At 38.6% G+C, this 15,204-nt stretch carries 11 protein-coding genes; 1 reads left to right on the top strand and 10 read right to left on the bottom strand.

What is annotated here, in order from left to right; genetic code table 11:
• Nucleotide 1: 1 nt before the first annotated feature.
• The 5 genes from GQR39_RS15430 to GQR39_RS15410 form a co-directional block, all read right to left on the bottom strand.
• Nucleotides 2-463: a hypothetical protein gene (locus GQR39_RS15430; protein ID WP_010552920.1), complete on the bottom strand. Its 462-nt coding sequence runs from the start codon at nt 461-463 to the stop codon at nt 2-4.
• Between the two features lie 448 nt (nt 464-911).
• Nucleotides 912-1,430, bottom strand: a complete 519-nt coding sequence (locus GQR39_RS15425; RefSeq protein ID WP_165736068.1) for a DUF4240 domain-containing protein — start codon at nt 1,428-1,430, stop codon at nt 912-914.
• Nucleotides 1,430-1,621: a YwbE family protein gene (locus GQR39_RS15420; RefSeq protein WP_007583223.1), complete on the bottom strand. Its 192-nt coding sequence runs from the start codon at nt 1,619-1,621 to the stop codon at nt 1,430-1,432. Before GQR39_RS15420 ends, GQR39_RS15425 begins: the two co-directional genes overlap by 1 nt.
• A gap of 68 nt (nt 1,622-1,689) precedes the next feature.
• Complete coding sequence (locus GQR39_RS15415; RefSeq protein WP_024591034.1) at nt 1,690-1,971, bottom strand: hypothetical protein; 282 nt, start codon at nt 1,969-1,971, stop codon at nt 1,690-1,692.
• A gap of 15 nt (nt 1,972-1,986) precedes the next feature.
• Nucleotides 1,987-2,199 (bottom strand): hypothetical protein, encoded by a 213-nt coding sequence (locus tag GQR39_RS15410; protein ID WP_007583226.1) that lies wholly within the window; start codon nt 2,197-2,199, stop codon nt 1,987-1,989.
• A 100-nt stretch (nt 2,200-2,299) separates the two neighbouring features.
• On the opposite strand from GQR39_RS15410, the gene GQR39_RS15405 reads away from it, so the two are divergent.
• On the top strand, nt 2,300-3,109 hold the full coding sequence (locus tag GQR39_RS15405; RefSeq protein WP_165736067.1) for an ion transporter: 810 nt from the start codon (nt 2,300-2,302) through the stop codon (nt 3,107-3,109).
• Between the two features lie 88 nt (nt 3,110-3,197).
• Here GQR39_RS15405 and GQR39_RS15400 read toward each other — a convergent pair whose 3' ends face one another.
• The 5 genes from GQR39_RS15400 to GQR39_RS15380 form a co-directional block, all read right to left on the bottom strand.
• Nucleotides 3,198-4,322 carry a DUF748 domain-containing protein gene (locus tag GQR39_RS15400; protein WP_165736066.1) on the bottom strand — a complete coding sequence of 375 codons (1,125 nt, stop codon included), beginning with the start codon at nt 4,320-4,322 and terminating at the stop codon, nt 3,198-3,200.
• Between the two features lie 351 nt (nt 4,323-4,673).
• On the bottom strand, nt 4,674-6,563 hold the full coding sequence (locus tag GQR39_RS15395) for a bifunctional diguanylate cyclase/phosphodiesterase (RefSeq protein ID WP_206007875.1): 1,890 nt from the start codon (nt 6,561-6,563) through the stop codon (nt 4,674-4,676).
• A 339-nt stretch (nt 6,564-6,902) separates the two neighbouring features.
• Complete coding sequence (asd, locus tag GQR39_RS15390) at nt 6,903-8,042, bottom strand: aspartate-semialdehyde dehydrogenase (RefSeq protein WP_165736064.1); 1,140 nt, start codon at nt 8,040-8,042, stop codon at nt 6,903-6,905.
• A gap of 220 nt (nt 8,043-8,262) precedes the next feature.
• Nucleotides 8,263-10,965 carry a TonB-dependent receptor gene (locus tag GQR39_RS15385; protein ID WP_165736063.1) on the bottom strand — a complete coding sequence of 901 codons (2,703 nt, stop codon included), beginning with the start codon at nt 10,963-10,965 and terminating at the stop codon, nt 8,263-8,265.
• 64 nt (nt 10,966-11,029) lie between these two features.
• A complete protein-coding gene (locus GQR39_RS15380; protein WP_165736062.1) occupies nt 11,030-15,118 on the bottom strand; it encodes a hypothetical protein in 4,089 nt (1,362 codons plus the stop codon).
• Between the last annotated feature and the right edge of the window lie 86 nt (nt 15,119-15,204).

Here is a 15,204-nt window from a genome sequence, read left to right as displayed (position 1 = left end):
TTTACTTGCTCTCGTCTGCTTTTTTAAATGTGCACTCTACACTAGGTTCGCTTAATGTGTATTTTAGTGTGTTATCAGCTAAGAATTTGATACTTTGACTGATTGTTTTTTCGTTTGCAGGGTTTTCACAACGGCTCATTCTTAAACCGTTTTCAAGGCCATCACTTTTATATTTAAGCGTACTGGTTATAAAACAAAAGTTTGGTTTTTTAATAGTGCGAGTACCATTGTGGAGCGATCCAAATACAATTTGTTCTCCAAGTTTAAAACCTGCACTTAAATCACTTTCGTCTGTCAAACTCAAATCGCTATTAACGCATAACCCTGAATTGGTCGACACAACTTCGTATGCCCCCAATTTTGACTTTAAAAACGGTATAAATCGTGTTTTATTACTCGGCTCAGAAAAAGCATTTGCACTTGTAAAAGCGACAGTTAATAAAGCGAGTGTTAAATATTTCATTTCGTGGGTGTATCCTCGTGAGTCAGCGTGTTAAATAATAGCAAAATGCCTAATCACTTAGCTTTTATAACTTTTAACAACTATAACAGAGATTTACTATAAAAGGAGAGAAGTCGTATTACAGGAGCGAGCGCGTGAGTAGGACGCGGAAGCTTTGCTCGGTTTTTACTTATTCTTACATGGATGTAAGCCATTAGAATAACCCAGGAGCAGTTGTCGAGCCCACTAGTTTACAAGTTTCGCGCCGCGATTAAATCCTTCTTAGATTGAACAAATTCAACCACCAAAGGTAAACATGCCCTAGATACTCATTACAAACCATTTTGTTGTTAAGCACTTTATTTAATACGTACTTAAACAACAAAACGATTTATACCAATGCGCTTAATTGTAAGGGTAAATTGAACTCATCAGATTGTTTAACTAGTTATACGAATTGGTATTTATTTTATTGCCAGTACTTTGCAAATAATAAAGGGTAGCTCTGTTTTAAAAACTTAGGTTTGTCTTTAAAACGTTTACCTTTGGGTTCATCACTGCCAGATGGGATAAACGGCAATTCGTCTTCGTTACGTTCTTCAAATAATAAACCGGCTATTAAGTCGTACTCATCAATGTACGGATAAGGCTGCTCGTTTAAGTAATAAACAGGTGTACACTGCGCTATCGAATCAGCATTTTCTAAGGCGTTTTCGAATACTGTTTTACCGCGCGAAATTAACCAACATCTAAATTCGCTAAAGCCGTAATCGTCGTTACATCCAGCCATCACAAAGGCGGCACCAAACACATCCCAGGTAAAACACTTGCGCATATGTATGCCAAAATGCTTATCAAAATCAATAAGGTGTTGATCGCTTAAATCATTAAGTTTAGTTTTTAGGTTATCGCTCACACTTTGCGGATCGAGCCCTAAATCAGGCGTTGTTACTAATTCCCAAAAAGCCTGTTCTGTTAACGCTGCCATTATAAAATCTCTTTTACTCGGCCAACTTGACCATCTTCTAAACGTACTTTAATGCCGTGTGGGTGATTGGGTGATTTTGTTAAAAGGCGCTCAACAACACCCTCAGTTAATGTGCCACTGCGTTGATCTTCTTTTAATACAATATTTACTGTGGTACCTGGTGAAATTTGCGAACGCGTAGGAACAGCCATAATTTAAACCCTAAAAATAATTTATCTAATTATAACGTCCATGTGCTATCAAACCAACAAAAGCTCTGTTAATTGGCGGAAAATGAAATATGTGCTGGTTTTGCGTTCAACTTAATAACTGCTAACTCGTTAAGTATAATAGCTGTTAATTCGTTAAGTTGCGGTTTTGCACTTTCAAGGGCTATATCATCGTTAAAATAGCACTGTACTTTTAACGTATTGGCCTCGTTATTTAAATCAATGGTATGCGTTAGATAATCAAAACCAATTACGCTTTCTTTTATTGCCTCGCATGCATTAGTAAGTGCTAGTCGAATGTGCTTATCGCGCTGCTTTTGAGTTTTAGTCATAAATATAAAGGTTACTTATTTAGTTTCTGCTTGTTGCTGTTTTTTAAACTCTTCGTAGTTAGAGTCTTGTTTATCTAGGCATTCGTAATATTCTTTGTCGGCTTTATAGTTACATTCATCAAGGCGCGCCGATTGAACTTCATGAAAACGCGCGTCGGAGCTGCAACCAGCTAAAACACATAATCCAACAATAAGTAATGCGCTACTTTTTAGTTTATTGATAAACATTAAATTTCCTTACACTTTCTATATCGAAAAAGCGTTAAATTATTACAATATTATTGTATATTAGCGCCATAAAATCTTAATCTCTAAAGGATCTATTTATATGATGTCGCAGTTACAAAAGTTGTTTCAGCGTATAGACAAAAGCAAGATATTTCAATCATTTGTTATAGCTGTAATTATTGTTTCTGCCCTGACAGTCGGTGCGCACACTTACTCACTACATCCTACCGTAGAGCTTGCTCTAAATTGGATGGACGTTGGCATTACCGCATTCTTTTTAGTTGAACTAGTAATCCGCTTTATTGCAAGTAAAGGCATAAAACACTTTTTTTCTAAAGGATGGAATATATTCGACACCATCATAGTATTGGGCAGTTTATATCCTGCTGCTGGCTCTACTATGTTAATTGCTCGTCTACTTCGCATATTTAGGGTATTGCGATTGGTATCGATGATCCCAGAGCTGCGCTTATTAGTTAACTCATTGCTTAAAGCCATTCCGCAAATGGGTTATATAGCCCTATTAATGTTTGTTATTTTTTATATATACGCTGCAATGGGCAGCATGATGTTTGCTGAAATAAACCCCGTACTTTGGCAAGACGTATCAATCTCAATGCTTACTCTGTTTAGGGTGGCAACGTTTGAAGATTGGACCGATATAATGTACGAGACAATGGCGGTGTACGAACTAAGCTGGATTTATTACCTTACGTTTATATTTTTAACCGCATTTGTATTTTTAAATATGATGGTAGGTGCCATTTTAGAAGTAATGAGTGAAGAGCACCGCAAAGCGCGAGAAGAGCTCGCAGACGACAGCTCATTACCTGCAACGCAAGGGCAGGTAAACGAACTACAATCCCAAATTGCTGAGCTTAAAGAGCTATTGAGTAACCGCAAAAACTAATCTGAGAAGAGTACTAAAGCACCCACTTAAAGTTTAAAAAGTGGGTGCAGCTTAAGTATTTAACTAAAACGAACATTACCAAAGAGCTTTAATTCTCCTCGTTATCAGATTTTTCATCCGTATCTTCAAAAGAAATAACGTTATCTACTTTCATTTTAAACGCATCAAAAAATGCGTTTTCTAATACCGAAATCACAGCTTGAAAAGTCGAAACATCCGTATTATCTAATTGCCCCTCTATAGGGATACGTGCAGCAACAAGTTTAGACTCATCGTTTTCGAGTATAGAGCCCAGTAAATCAACACTGCCTTCAAATATGGCTGTAAATATTCCATCGTCATCTTTTTCTATATCTTCGCGCCACGAGAACACGCTCAAGTTTTGAACGCCCGCCTTTACATAACCATTTAAGTTATTATCTTTAGCCACAAGTTCCATAGCACCATCAATGCCACCCGCTTCAATATCAAAAGGCGTGTATACCTTAAATACAGTATCGAGGTTTTTAACAGAGAAACGCTGTACTTCTGCGTTAAAATCAAAATTGGCTTGTTTGCTAAAGGGATCTAATTTGCCATCAAACTTTAATGCGGCCTCCCCCATTAATGCACCTTCTACGTTTAGAGTAGTCACTAGTGTTTTTGATAGGTTTTGCGCGTTGGTTATATTTTCAATTCGAGCGTTGATATTTGATATAAAAGTGGGTTTTTCACCACTATTCGTTGAGTTAACTAAAGTTAACTTGCCTTGCTCAATTGTTAAGGTATCAATAGAAAACAGTACTAAATTATTGGCGAGACCTACCCAAGTAGTTTCGTCTTTTACTTGTTTATTTTGCTCAGAAGCATTGGGATCTTTATCGTAAATAACTATTTTAGGACGCGTAAACGCCATATTTGTTACTAAATTCCCTTTTAAAAGGGCTGACCACGCAAGTGAAAAATCGAGAGTTTGAATACTCAGCAAAGGCTTAGGAGCTGAAGTTGCATCAACAGCGTAAATTTCAACGTCGTCAATCGCGTAGGCACCGCGATATAAAAACAAATCTACATCACCAACATGCCCCGTAACACCTTGTGTGTGTTTTAGCTGATAATTTACGTACTGCTGAAGCACATAAGGCGCAGCTATTCTGGCAATAATAAGAACTAATAAAATAACCGCTAATGAGTTAAACCATTTGCTATGAAATACATTAGAAACCGAGCTCATTGTAATTTCCTTTACCTAATACTTTCAAATGAGCATTTTAAACATGTAAGAATTACGCAAAATTGTAATAACACTACGTATAACGCATTTAAAATACATCGTTGGTAGCCTCATTGTAGCTAAACAGGCTAATCTACGTATTAAGAGCAAAGGTTATACCACTTTAAGAGTGAACGATGAATATGAAGATTCAAAAGTACGAGTAGGGAAATATTCTAAGGTAGTAAAATGCAATATAGATTTTAAGTTTTTCTGAAAAAATGATGTAAATCCAGTATTTAAAATAAGACATTGCTGCAAAATGTAATTTATACAGCAATGCTTAATTGAATATAAAGCGAGTGTATCCCTTTAACTTATAAGTGAAAATGCTTGATCAAATCTAACTGGTTTACTGAATATAAAACCTTGATACTTATCAATTTGTAAGCTTTGTAATAACGTTAACTGAGCTGGACTTTCTACGCCCTCAGCTATTACTTGGCATCCAATCATATGCGACATGTTAGTTACCGCAGATACAATACTTTTATCTTTTGAGCATTCACAAATGTTATCAATATAAGATTTGTCTATTTTAATGTAATCAACTGATAGCTCTTTTAAAACCGATATAGAAGAAAACCCAGTACCAAAGTCATCAATAGAGATACGCACACCGGTATTTTTTATGGCCGTAATCACTTTTGACAAATACGGTAAATTTTTGATCATGACTGTTTCTGTTATCTCTAAATGCACATTGTATGGTTTGACTGCGTACCTACTTAAAAGCGCAACTAAAAAATCTAAAAAGTTATGGTTTTCTAGTTGCAGCACCGACACATTAATCGACAATCCAATCTTACTATTCACAGCGTTTAACTTACTTAAACTCGCGATGGCTTGTTCTAGTACAAATTCACCTAATATATTAATTTTTCCATATCGCTCTGCAATATCTATAAATTCTGAAGGGGGGATAAATTCATCATTAAACTGCCAACGAAGTAGTACTTCAAACGTGGTTATTTCATTTGTACTTATATCAACAATAGGTTGATAACACAGATGAAAGTCACCTTTTTCTACGCACTCTTTAATTGAGCTACGAAGTACTTCTTCTCTTTTAAGCGATTCATGCATTCGCTCGTCAAATACTGATATTTCATTACGGCTTTTCTTACCTTCATACATAGCAACATCAGCGTATTTAATCGCGTCTTCAAGGTTAAAATTTTCACGCGTAAAATACAGCCCAACCTTAAAAGAAGGGTTTACTTGATAGCTATCCATGCTTACTGTTTTCGTTAAAGTTTTAACTAATCTAAAAACACAGTCAAAAAGTTCGTCTTCGGTGTTACTACGAGAATAAAAAATAAACTCATCCCCTCCCCAACGACAAGCAATAAAATCGCCCTGAGTTTGTGTTTCAACTAATCGTTTACCTGTTTGGGCCAGAACAAAGTCACCAAAATCGTGACCGTATTTATCGTTGATGATTTTAAAGTCATCCATATCTAAAAATAAAACGGCTTTAATATCATCATTTTGATTGGCTAAATCAAGTTCAACATTAGAAACAAAGCTCCCCCTGTTAAACAATTTAGTTAAATTATCTTTTTGCTCTAAAAGGATTATTTGTTCGGTACGAAGTTGCACTTCGTTTTCTAAGTTTTCAATAAATTGATCTAACTTAAGTTCATTATTAATTGATGACTTTACATCTTTAGCAGAACGTACAGCGGTAACAAAACACAAAATAAACCATAAAACGAGCCCTAAAATACCTAGTACATTCTCATCTTCAATAGGCTGTAAAAGTAATAAAATACTAAAAGGAACCAGTAAACAGGTTATATACGACAAGGAGGAACGAATATCAGAAGCTAAAACATTTACACCGCCACCAGCAAGGGAGCTAAAAACAACGAGTGATACAAACTTCTCCTGCATTGGCATATTTTCATAAAACAAAATGGGGAAAGCAGCCCAAGTTACGGCTGTTAATAATAAACCTATAAAATACAGATGATATTTAAAAGCATGGGTGTTGTTAACAAATACATGGCTGGCTATTCGAAGTAATGAAATAAATGATAACGTAAAAAGCCAGTAAAGTTTTTCTTGCGAGGCGCTGTGGTTAATACTGCTAAAAATAAGAAAACAAGAAACAACCGTGTTTATAGCAATTGCAGAACTAAAATAGGAGCTAACAAATGCTAATCGCTTATTGGCAAAGTTATTTATATGAGAGGTCATTAATGTTACTTGAATAGGCTGTTGCACAATGTAAACAGTTTACTTAAGTTCAATAATAAACAACAGTGAACATTCATAAAAAAGTATTGTTTAAGCCTCTTAAGCGGTTTTATAAGCCATTAAACTAAAAAGGGCTGGTAAATTGCCAACCCCTTTTGTTAATACTGATTATATATTATACCAATTCGCTTAATTAAGTGATCTATTTTGAGGGAAGAAAAATCGTGTCGATAACAAGGCAAAGATTTCGTTATTTAGTTGTTCTATATCAGAAATATTTAACGTAGTTAGCGTCAGATTTAACCCCTCAAATTGATTAAGTATTATTGCGAATTGGTATTACTCACCATCAACAATTATGCGTAGCATACGACGAAGTGGCTCTGCCGCTCCCCACAAAAGCTGATCGCCTACTGTAAATGCGCTGATGTATTTTGGCCCCATCGCTAATTTACGAATACGGCCAACAGGAATTGTTAAAGTGCCTGTTACTTTAACGGGTGTTAAGTCTGTTGCGCTAATTTCACGCTCGTTAGGAATAACCTTAACCCACTCGTTATGAGACGCTAAAATTTCTTCAATTTTTTCTACGCTAATATCTTCACGTAATTTAATGGTCATCGCTTGTGAATGACAACGCATAGCGCCAATACGTACACATAAACCATCAATTGGTACTGGTTGCTTTGAAGAACCTAAAATTTTGTTCGCTTCAACTTGCGCTTTCCATTCTTCTTTAGACTGACCACTTGGCATAGGTACGTCAATCCAAGGGATTAAACTGCCCGCTAATGGCACACCAAATTGGTCTTGTGGTAAGTCTTTTGACGCCATTGTTTCACTGACTATTTTATCAATTTCTAAAATAGCAGAGCTTGGGTTATCTAGTTTATCTGCAACACTTGCATGAATAGCGCCCATTTGTGCAATAAGCTCTTTCATATTTCGTGCACCAGCGCCCGACGCCGCTTGGTAAGTCATTGGGCTTACCCATTCAATTAGGTCTTGCTCAAATAAACCACCTAATGCAAGTAGCATCAGCGATACAGTACAGTTACCGCCCACAAAGGTTTTAACGCCTTGCTCTAAGCCTTGTTCAATAACATCTTTGTTTACGGGATCTAGCACTATTATGCTGTCCTCACTCATACGCAGTGCTGAAGCTGCATCAATCCAGTAACCATCCCAACCCGACTCTCGAAGTTTTGGATATACCGCATTAGTGTAGTCACCGCCTTGGCAAGTAACAATAATATCCATTTTAGCAAGTTTGCTAATGTCACTTGCATCTAGTAATGGTTTTGCGTCGCCTGCTATATCTGGGCCTAGTTGACCCGCTTGTGAGGTGGTGAAAAAGGTGGTGTCGATATGGGCAAAATCACTTTGCTGCTGCATACGTTCTAATAACACAGAGCCAACCATGCCACGCCAACCGACTAATCCTACTTTTTTCATTGTTTGTTCCACTGTTTGATTCATAAAAGATGCCTTAATACATTAAAAATTAAATTCATTGCGTGAGATTTAATTTTCATTAACGCTAAACTAACACTGGCTGAAAGCTAAAACTAGCGAATAAAACAGAACTTAAATATTTTTCATACTGAGCATAAACACAAAAAAGCTCTGTATTAAAATACAGAGCTAATAGATAGTGAAGTTTATTATTTCATTCCTTGAGTTTTATTTTAAATAAAGCTTAAAACTCATAGCTATAACTTAAACTAAACTCAGTGCCGGTGTCTTGTCCCCAAAGGGTAAGACCTTCTTGTTCAATTTCTTTTTCTTGGCCAAGCATATTCTTAACCTTAAAATTAACTTTAGAGTTAAAGTTAGGGAAGTAAGAATAAACTAAATCAACTGAGTGAAACGACTTTTCTTCGGCATCTTCATTACCACGTGTACCAGGTACAATTATACGAGGACCAAACACATTATAAATTAATGAAGTTGAATGAAATCCATCATCCGAGTCATAGCCCATTTGTAAGTTTGCAACCCACTCAGAATGACCAACTAAACGACGCTCATTGTTAGTTACAATATTCGATACCGTATCGGCCTCAAGGGCTTCTTTGAGTTGTGTTTCAAACAGTGAGTCAACACCGTCTGAATCATTAATCCCCAAATTAACACTTGAGTCAGATAGCGTAACGTTGCCTGACAAGAATGCTGAGGACCAATCTTTATTTATAAAGCCAAAGTCAGTTAAAAAATCAACTTCAATACCCGACAATTTACCCGACTGAGCATTAGCTGTTAATAACTGTGGAGATGCTCCCCCTACGCCCGCAAGCTCAACCATTTCAATTGGGTTTTCAATGTCTTTATAAAACAATGCAACAGAAAGGTTATTACCTGATGGCATATACCATTCAAACCTAAAATCAACATTTTTTAAATTAGAACTTTGTAAACTAGGAGATCCTCTCACCAAAAACTCAGTTAACGGGTCAACAAAGAAAGACGAGCTTACATCACGTAGATCTGGGCGAATGGTTGTTTCACTTAAATTTAAGCGAAATTGCATCTCTTCATCCATGATGTACGTAACAGCTAAAGAAGGAAAAAAGTTATCTTCATTAATAGCTACATCTTGGATTTCTTGTAGCGTATTTTCAAAGAAATTAGTATGCGCTTCATAACCGACTGATACTTGCGAAAAATCTTCCCATCGAACGCCACCAGTAAAACGCCAAGTGTTTTGATAGAAGTAATCCGCCATAAAATAATAAGCATCTAATTTATGCGCTGCACTGTACTTATCACCATCAGTGGTGCCGTCATCAAAAATACCTGAGCCAGTTACACTTGCATAAAAAGCGTCATTCGCCGTGTTTTCATCCGCAAAAATATCGCTTACGTTAGAACCGAACGAGTACTCATCGCTTATACCACGGTGCGTAATGCCAAACTTCACATTACTTGCATCACGTTTTTTCTCTGAAAAATCGCCGCCTATTTTTAACTCAAGCTCATAGCCGTCACCATAAAAAGGCATACCCATATTCCAACCAAATGTTTCAACATCGTCGTGTAATACTTGATACTCACGGGTGATATTTGTTGCAGCTACATCTTGTAATTGTTCAGATTCAAGCACGCCATCAACTAAGTTTTGCTGATAAACAACATCTAAACCACCTGGTGCATTACGGTTTGCTCGACTTAAACCGCCATACCAATCAAAAAATAAATTATTTAGCTCTGGAAAGTTGTGCGTCCCCTTAAGCTGAGTCGAAAACATTTCGCGCTCTTCGTACGTAATATCTACTCGGCGTAATTCGGTGACACCTTCTTCGGTTTCATTTGCATCAAAGTAATCGCGGTTACGTACGCGGTCACTCATGTCATGAAGTGCAATATTAGTAAGCTCAAACTTATGGTTTGAATTTAACTCATATCCTAAATTTAATGTGCCGCTCCAACGTACATTTTGCTCAGTCGATGTACCATCGTAATACTGGGCAAAACATTTGTCTTCACAGCCTAAGCTACCAAGGCTTGAGCCGCTTTGCTCTTGAACTACTTCCCACTCGTTATCGTAAGATACGGCTGCAAGCACACCAAAAGTACCGACCTCACTTTCAAATCTATCACCTAAGGCAATAGAGAAGTTCATGGCAGGGTCAACATCCTTTTCTGAAATACCTACATCCCAATCAAGCGATTGAATCAGGTTTTTACGCTCAGCTAACGTAGTGTTTATATTGCCCTCAAGACCAGCATCACTGGTAAGCGCAGTAGTAAACACATCCGATAATGCTCGCGAACCATCATCTCGACCCATCCAGTCATCATCACCGCCACTGTAAAAGTAACCGGTATCGCTATTAGAAGTATTGTACGATGTACCCACTTGTACTTTTAATAAAAAGTCAGAAGGAATTGATTTAGTGCGAATATTTACATTACCTCCACCAAAATGCGCTGGCATATCCGGTGAAAATGACTTTTGTACACTCAAGCTTTCAATAATTTCAGATGGAAATAAATCCAAAGGAACCACTGAGCGAGTAGGATCAGGACTTGGTACATACATGCTATTTAGCTGAGTACTAGAATAGCGTTCACCTAAACCACGCACATAAATAAATTTGCCATCGACTAACGTTAAACCAGTAACACGACGAAGTGCAGAGGCGGCATCGCCATCACCAGTACGTGATATTTGGTCTGCACCCATAATATCAGCAACAAACGCTTGGTTTTGACGTTCTTGCAGTACCGCACCCGCACTGCCCTTTAATCGTTGCCCTACAGCAACAACTTCTTCTATTTCTTGCTCTTCTACTTGCTGCTCAGCAGCCGTGACTGTATTTACTGATAAACCAAGTAACGCAGCCATTACAGCGTAGTTTAACTTTGATAAAGCAAGTGTAGAGGGTTTAAAAGATTTCATTTTTATACTCCGAAACAAAACAAGACATTAGCCGAGCTTTCGCTCGGCTATAATGTGGTTTGGGTTAAAGGCCTACTTTTACCCAACCTGCTGTCCAGTCTGTTTGTGCATCCATCGCACCAATGTAATCTACAGAATCAAAGTAACTATCTAAGCTTGATGAATCAAAGCCATTACCGAGTAATAACGACTCAGCAGTTGGCATATAGCCATTATCTGCTAGCCCAAGGTCAGCGGCTACTTGAACTGAATTGCCTGTTTGTCCTAAGAACCAAGATTCAACATTACCTGTACCAATTGCTTGCGTACCAAAGTTGTTAGCGGTTTCACACGCAACGATTGAGTGAGTAACAGTTAATGTACCGTCCTCTGCTCGCGGCGCTGAATCAGAGCCTACTCGTAAACAGTTTGAATAGTCTGCCCCGCCTGTCACCACTACGTTTTTAAGCATACCCGCAGTACCTGCACGTAAGCGGATACCATTTACACCCACATTACCAATAATTGTTACATTAGAGATAGTTGGCATTGTTAGTGGCGTTGCACTTGAATCAAACTCAGAGTTATCAGCTTCAATTGCATTGTCGCCCTCAGAGTCTGATTGTTTAATCAGTACATATTGCGCTTTACCCGTCCAACCGAATGACCAATCAAGTGAATCATCGCCTATGCTTGTTAAAACAAGGTGACTAATATTTGCAGTACCACCAAAAAATTCAACACCATCGTCTAGATTTTCATGAACGTGAATGTAATCTAGTTCAGTCTGACGACCAACACCCGCAAGTGTAATACCGTTAAGTTCATCGCCATTACCCAGCGTTTTACCCGCTTGCTTAACTGCAACATACTTTAGCGTACCTGAATTATCTTCAGGGTCATTACCACCGAACTGGCCTGCGTCACCTTCAGCAGACACACCACAGTTTGCAAGTTCATCTGCGGTAGCTTCACCTTGTTGGTCGCCACATGAGTTAGCAGGTGCATTACCCAATAATACTAAACCGCCCCATTGACCAATCGTAGTTTCGCCGCCCGTCATATCCTGGATTGACGTCATAGTAATTGGTTGATTTACACTGCCTACCGCTTCAATTTTAGAACCACGGCGAACAACTAAGAAGTCATCACCCGACTCACCAATTAACGTTGTACCAAACTGAACATAAAGTGTTGTGTTGTCAGCCCGGTCATTACCAACGGCTGTACGTCCTTTTAAAATCCAATGCGCATCGTTAGTCAGTGTTACATCAGATGTAAATACAACATCAGAGGTTAATTGATATACAGGTTTGTCTGTAATTGTAGGGAAGCTAGCAGAAACATCTGTTGCAAGTCCTTGTGCTAATGCATTAGCAATATCGTCAGGAAAGCTTGGTGTAATAGCAACTGTCCAACCATCCATCCAATTATTATCGCCATCGAATGCGCCGATGTAATCTGTTTTGGTAAAGAACGAGTCAAGCTCAGATGAATCCCCACCAGCACCTAATAAAGGTGAACCCGATTTTGGGGTAAAGCCGTCTGTCGCTAAATTAAGTGCTGAAGCCGTAAGCGTTAAGTTACCCGTTTGACCTTCAAACCAAGACTGCACATTGCCACTACCAATTGCTTGTGAACCAAAGTTATTATCTTCACTACATGCAACAGCTGAGTTTTCGATAGACAACTCACCCGATTCTGCATTAGCAGCAGAGTCTGAGCCTACACGTAAACAGTTTGAGTAACCTTCAGGGCCCGTTATAACAACATTTCGTAGAACGCCCGCTGTACCTGCACGTAAACGAACACCGTTAGTACCATCAGCACCAACAATTGTTACGTTAGAAATAAGCGGTTTAGTCAATGGTGTCGCATTTGAATCGAATTCTGAGTTATCAGCTTCTATTGCGTTATCACCCTCAACTGAACTTTGTTGAATATAGATATTTTGTGCACGACCCGACCAACCAAATGACCAATCGAATGCATCGTCGCCAATATCAGTTAGTACAATGTTACGAACATTAACTGTGCCACCAAAAAACTCAACACCATCATCTAGGTTTTGGTGAATTTGAATGTATTCAACTTTCGTTTGTGAGCCAACACCTGCAAATGAGATACCGTTAAGTTCATCGCCATTACCCAGCGTTTTACCTGCATGTTTAACAACAATATAACGAAGAACACCTGAGTTATCATCGCTAATATCACCACCAAACTGACCAGCGTCACCTTCAGCTGATACACCACAGTTAGCTAATTCTTCAGCTGTCGTTTCACCGGTTTGATCGCCACACGAGTTAGCAGGTGCATTACCTAATAATACTAAGCCGCCCCATTGACCAATCGTTGTTTCAGCACCTGTTACATCTTGAATAGATGTCATAGTGATTGGCGCAGTTGCATTACCATTGGCATTAATTTGTGAACCACGACGTACAACTAAAAAGTCATCACCTGTTTCACCAATTAGCGTTGTACCCGCTTGAACATATAATATAGTTGCATCTGCACGGTCATTACCAACTGCAGTACGACCATTTAAAATCCAATGTGCATCGTTAGTAAGCGTTACATCTGCTGTGAACGTTGTATCTTCAGTTAAACGGTATACTGGTTTATCTGTAATTGCTGGAAATTCACTAGAAACATCTGATGCTAAGCCTTGTGCGAGCGCGTTATCAATATCAGTAGGGAAGCCGCCATTAATACCGACAGTCCAACCTTCCATCCAGTTAGTTGATCCATCAAAAGCACCAATTTGACCATTTGCGATAAGCGGTGAACCAGCAAGTGGCGTGTAACCGTCATCAGCAAGCATAAGCTCTGCCGGCGTAAGTACTTGGTTACCATCTTGTCCTTCAAACCAAGATTGTACATCGCCACCGTTAATTACTTCACTACCAAAATTATTTGCCGTTGTTTGACACGCCACAATAGAGTTTACAATCGTTAGTGTGCCATCTTCAGCGCGAGGAACTGAATCAGACCCTACACGTAAACAGTTTTCGTAAGTAGCAGGACCCGTTACAAATACATTTTTAAGAGCGCCCGCAGTACCAGCGCGTAGACGAATACCATTATTACCTTCTGCACCGACGATTGTTACGTTAGATATAGTAGGCAGTGTTAATGGCGTGGCGCTTGAATCAAACTCAGAGTTATCCGCTTCAATAGCGTTATCGCCTACGTTAGCAGCTTGTTGAATGTAAACATTAGTAGCCGAACCCGTCCAACCAAAAGACCAATCTAGTGAATCATCACCAATGTTAGTCAGCACTACATTACTTACATTAACCGTACCACCAAAAAACTCGATACCGTCATCCAGGTTTTCATGAACCTGGATATAATCAACCGTAGTTGCAGAGCCAACACCGGCAAATGTAATACCATTTAACTCATCACCATTACCAAGCGTTTTACCTGCTTGCTTAACAAGTACATATTTTAGAGTACCTGAATTATCATCACTAATATTTCCACCGAATTGACCTGCATCACCTTCAGCTGACACACCACAGTTAGCAAGTTCGTCTGCTGTTGCTTCACCTTGTTGGTCTCCACATGAATTTGCAGGTGCATTACCAAGTAATACCAAACCACCCCATTGGCCAATTGCTGTCTCGCTACCCGTAACATCTTGAATTGATGTCATCGTAATAGGCTGGCTTGCAGTGCCTACTGATTCAATTTGTGAACCTCGACGCACAACTAAAAAGTCATCACCTGACTCACCAATAATCGTTGTACCTTGCTGAACATAAAGCGTTGTACTATCTGCGCGGTCATTACCCACAGCAGTACGACCACTCACAATCCAATGTGCATCATTAGTTAATGAAACATCAGCAATCAATGTTGTATCAGCACTTAAGCGATACACTGGTTTATCTGTTATTGCTGGAAATTCACTTGAGACATCCGTTGCTAAGCCTTGAACAAGTGCATTGTCGATATCAGCAGGAAAACCCGTAGTTCCATTTTGAGAATCATCACGCGATGATGTTTCATCTACTGTATCACTGCCACCTTCAACAACATTAGTAACTGTGTCGCCTTCATTTATTGTTGTGTCGCCTTCAGATACAACTAAGTCACCACCACAACCCGCTAATGATATTGCAGTTGCAATCAAACTAACTTTAAATAAGTCAGATAATTTCATTGTTCACTCCGTTAAAGTATTTAATTATTTTGTTAAGTGCTTTAAATAAACTCAAGTCACCTTAAAACATTAAGTAATGCTTTAAG

This window comes from Pseudoalteromonas sp. C8 (assembly GCF_011378685.1).
Lineage (GTDB): Bacteria > Pseudomonadota > Gammaproteobacteria > Enterobacterales > Alteromonadaceae > Pseudoalteromonas > Pseudoalteromonas arctica.
The sequence above is the reverse complement of the archived record's forward strand: the minus strand, read 5'-3'. Positions and strand labels throughout refer to the sequence as shown.

What these genes read in the sequence shown, in the direction of transcription:
- GQR39_RS15410 (WP_007583226.1), bottom strand. Translation starts at nt 2,199, where the DNA reads ATGTTTATCAATAAACTAAAAAGTAGCGCATTACTTATTGTTGGATTA.
- GQR39_RS15395 (WP_206007875.1), bottom strand. Translation starts at nt 6,563, where the DNA reads ATGACCTCTCATATAAATAACTTTGCCAATAAGCGATTAGCATTTGTT.
- GQR39_RS15420 (WP_007583223.1), bottom strand. Translation starts at nt 1,621, where the DNA reads ATGGCTGTTCCTACGCGTTCGCAAATTTCACCAGGTACCACAGTAAAT.
- GQR39_RS15415 (WP_024591034.1), bottom strand. Translation starts at nt 1,971, where the DNA reads ATGACTAAAACTCAAAAGCAGCGCGATAAGCACATTCGACTAGCACTT.
- GQR39_RS15405 (WP_165736067.1), top strand. Translation starts at nt 2,300, where the DNA reads ATGATGTCGCAGTTACAAAAGTTGTTTCAGCGTATAGACAAAAGCAAG.
- GQR39_RS15385 (WP_165736063.1), bottom strand. Translation starts at nt 10,965, where the DNA reads ATGAAATCTTTTAAACCCTCTACACTTGCTTTATCAAAGTTAAACTAC.
- GQR39_RS15430 (WP_010552920.1), bottom strand. Translation starts at nt 463, where the DNA reads ATGAAATATTTAACACTCGCTTTATTAACTGTCGCTTTTACAAGTGCA.
- GQR39_RS15425 (WP_165736068.1), bottom strand. Translation starts at nt 1,430, where the DNA reads ATGGCAGCGTTAACAGAACAGGCTTTTTGGGAATTAGTAACAACGCCT.
- GQR39_RS15400 (WP_165736066.1), bottom strand. Translation starts at nt 4,322, where the DNA reads ATGAGCTCGGTTTCTAATGTATTTCATAGCAAATGGTTTAACTCATTA.
- GQR39_RS15380 (WP_165736062.1), bottom strand. Translation starts at nt 15,118, where the DNA reads ATGAAATTATCTGACTTATTTAAAGTTAGTTTGATTGCAACTGCAATA.
- asd (WP_165736064.1), bottom strand. Translation starts at nt 8,042, where the DNA reads ATGAATCAAACAGTGGAACAAACAATGAAAAAAGTAGGATTAGTCGGT.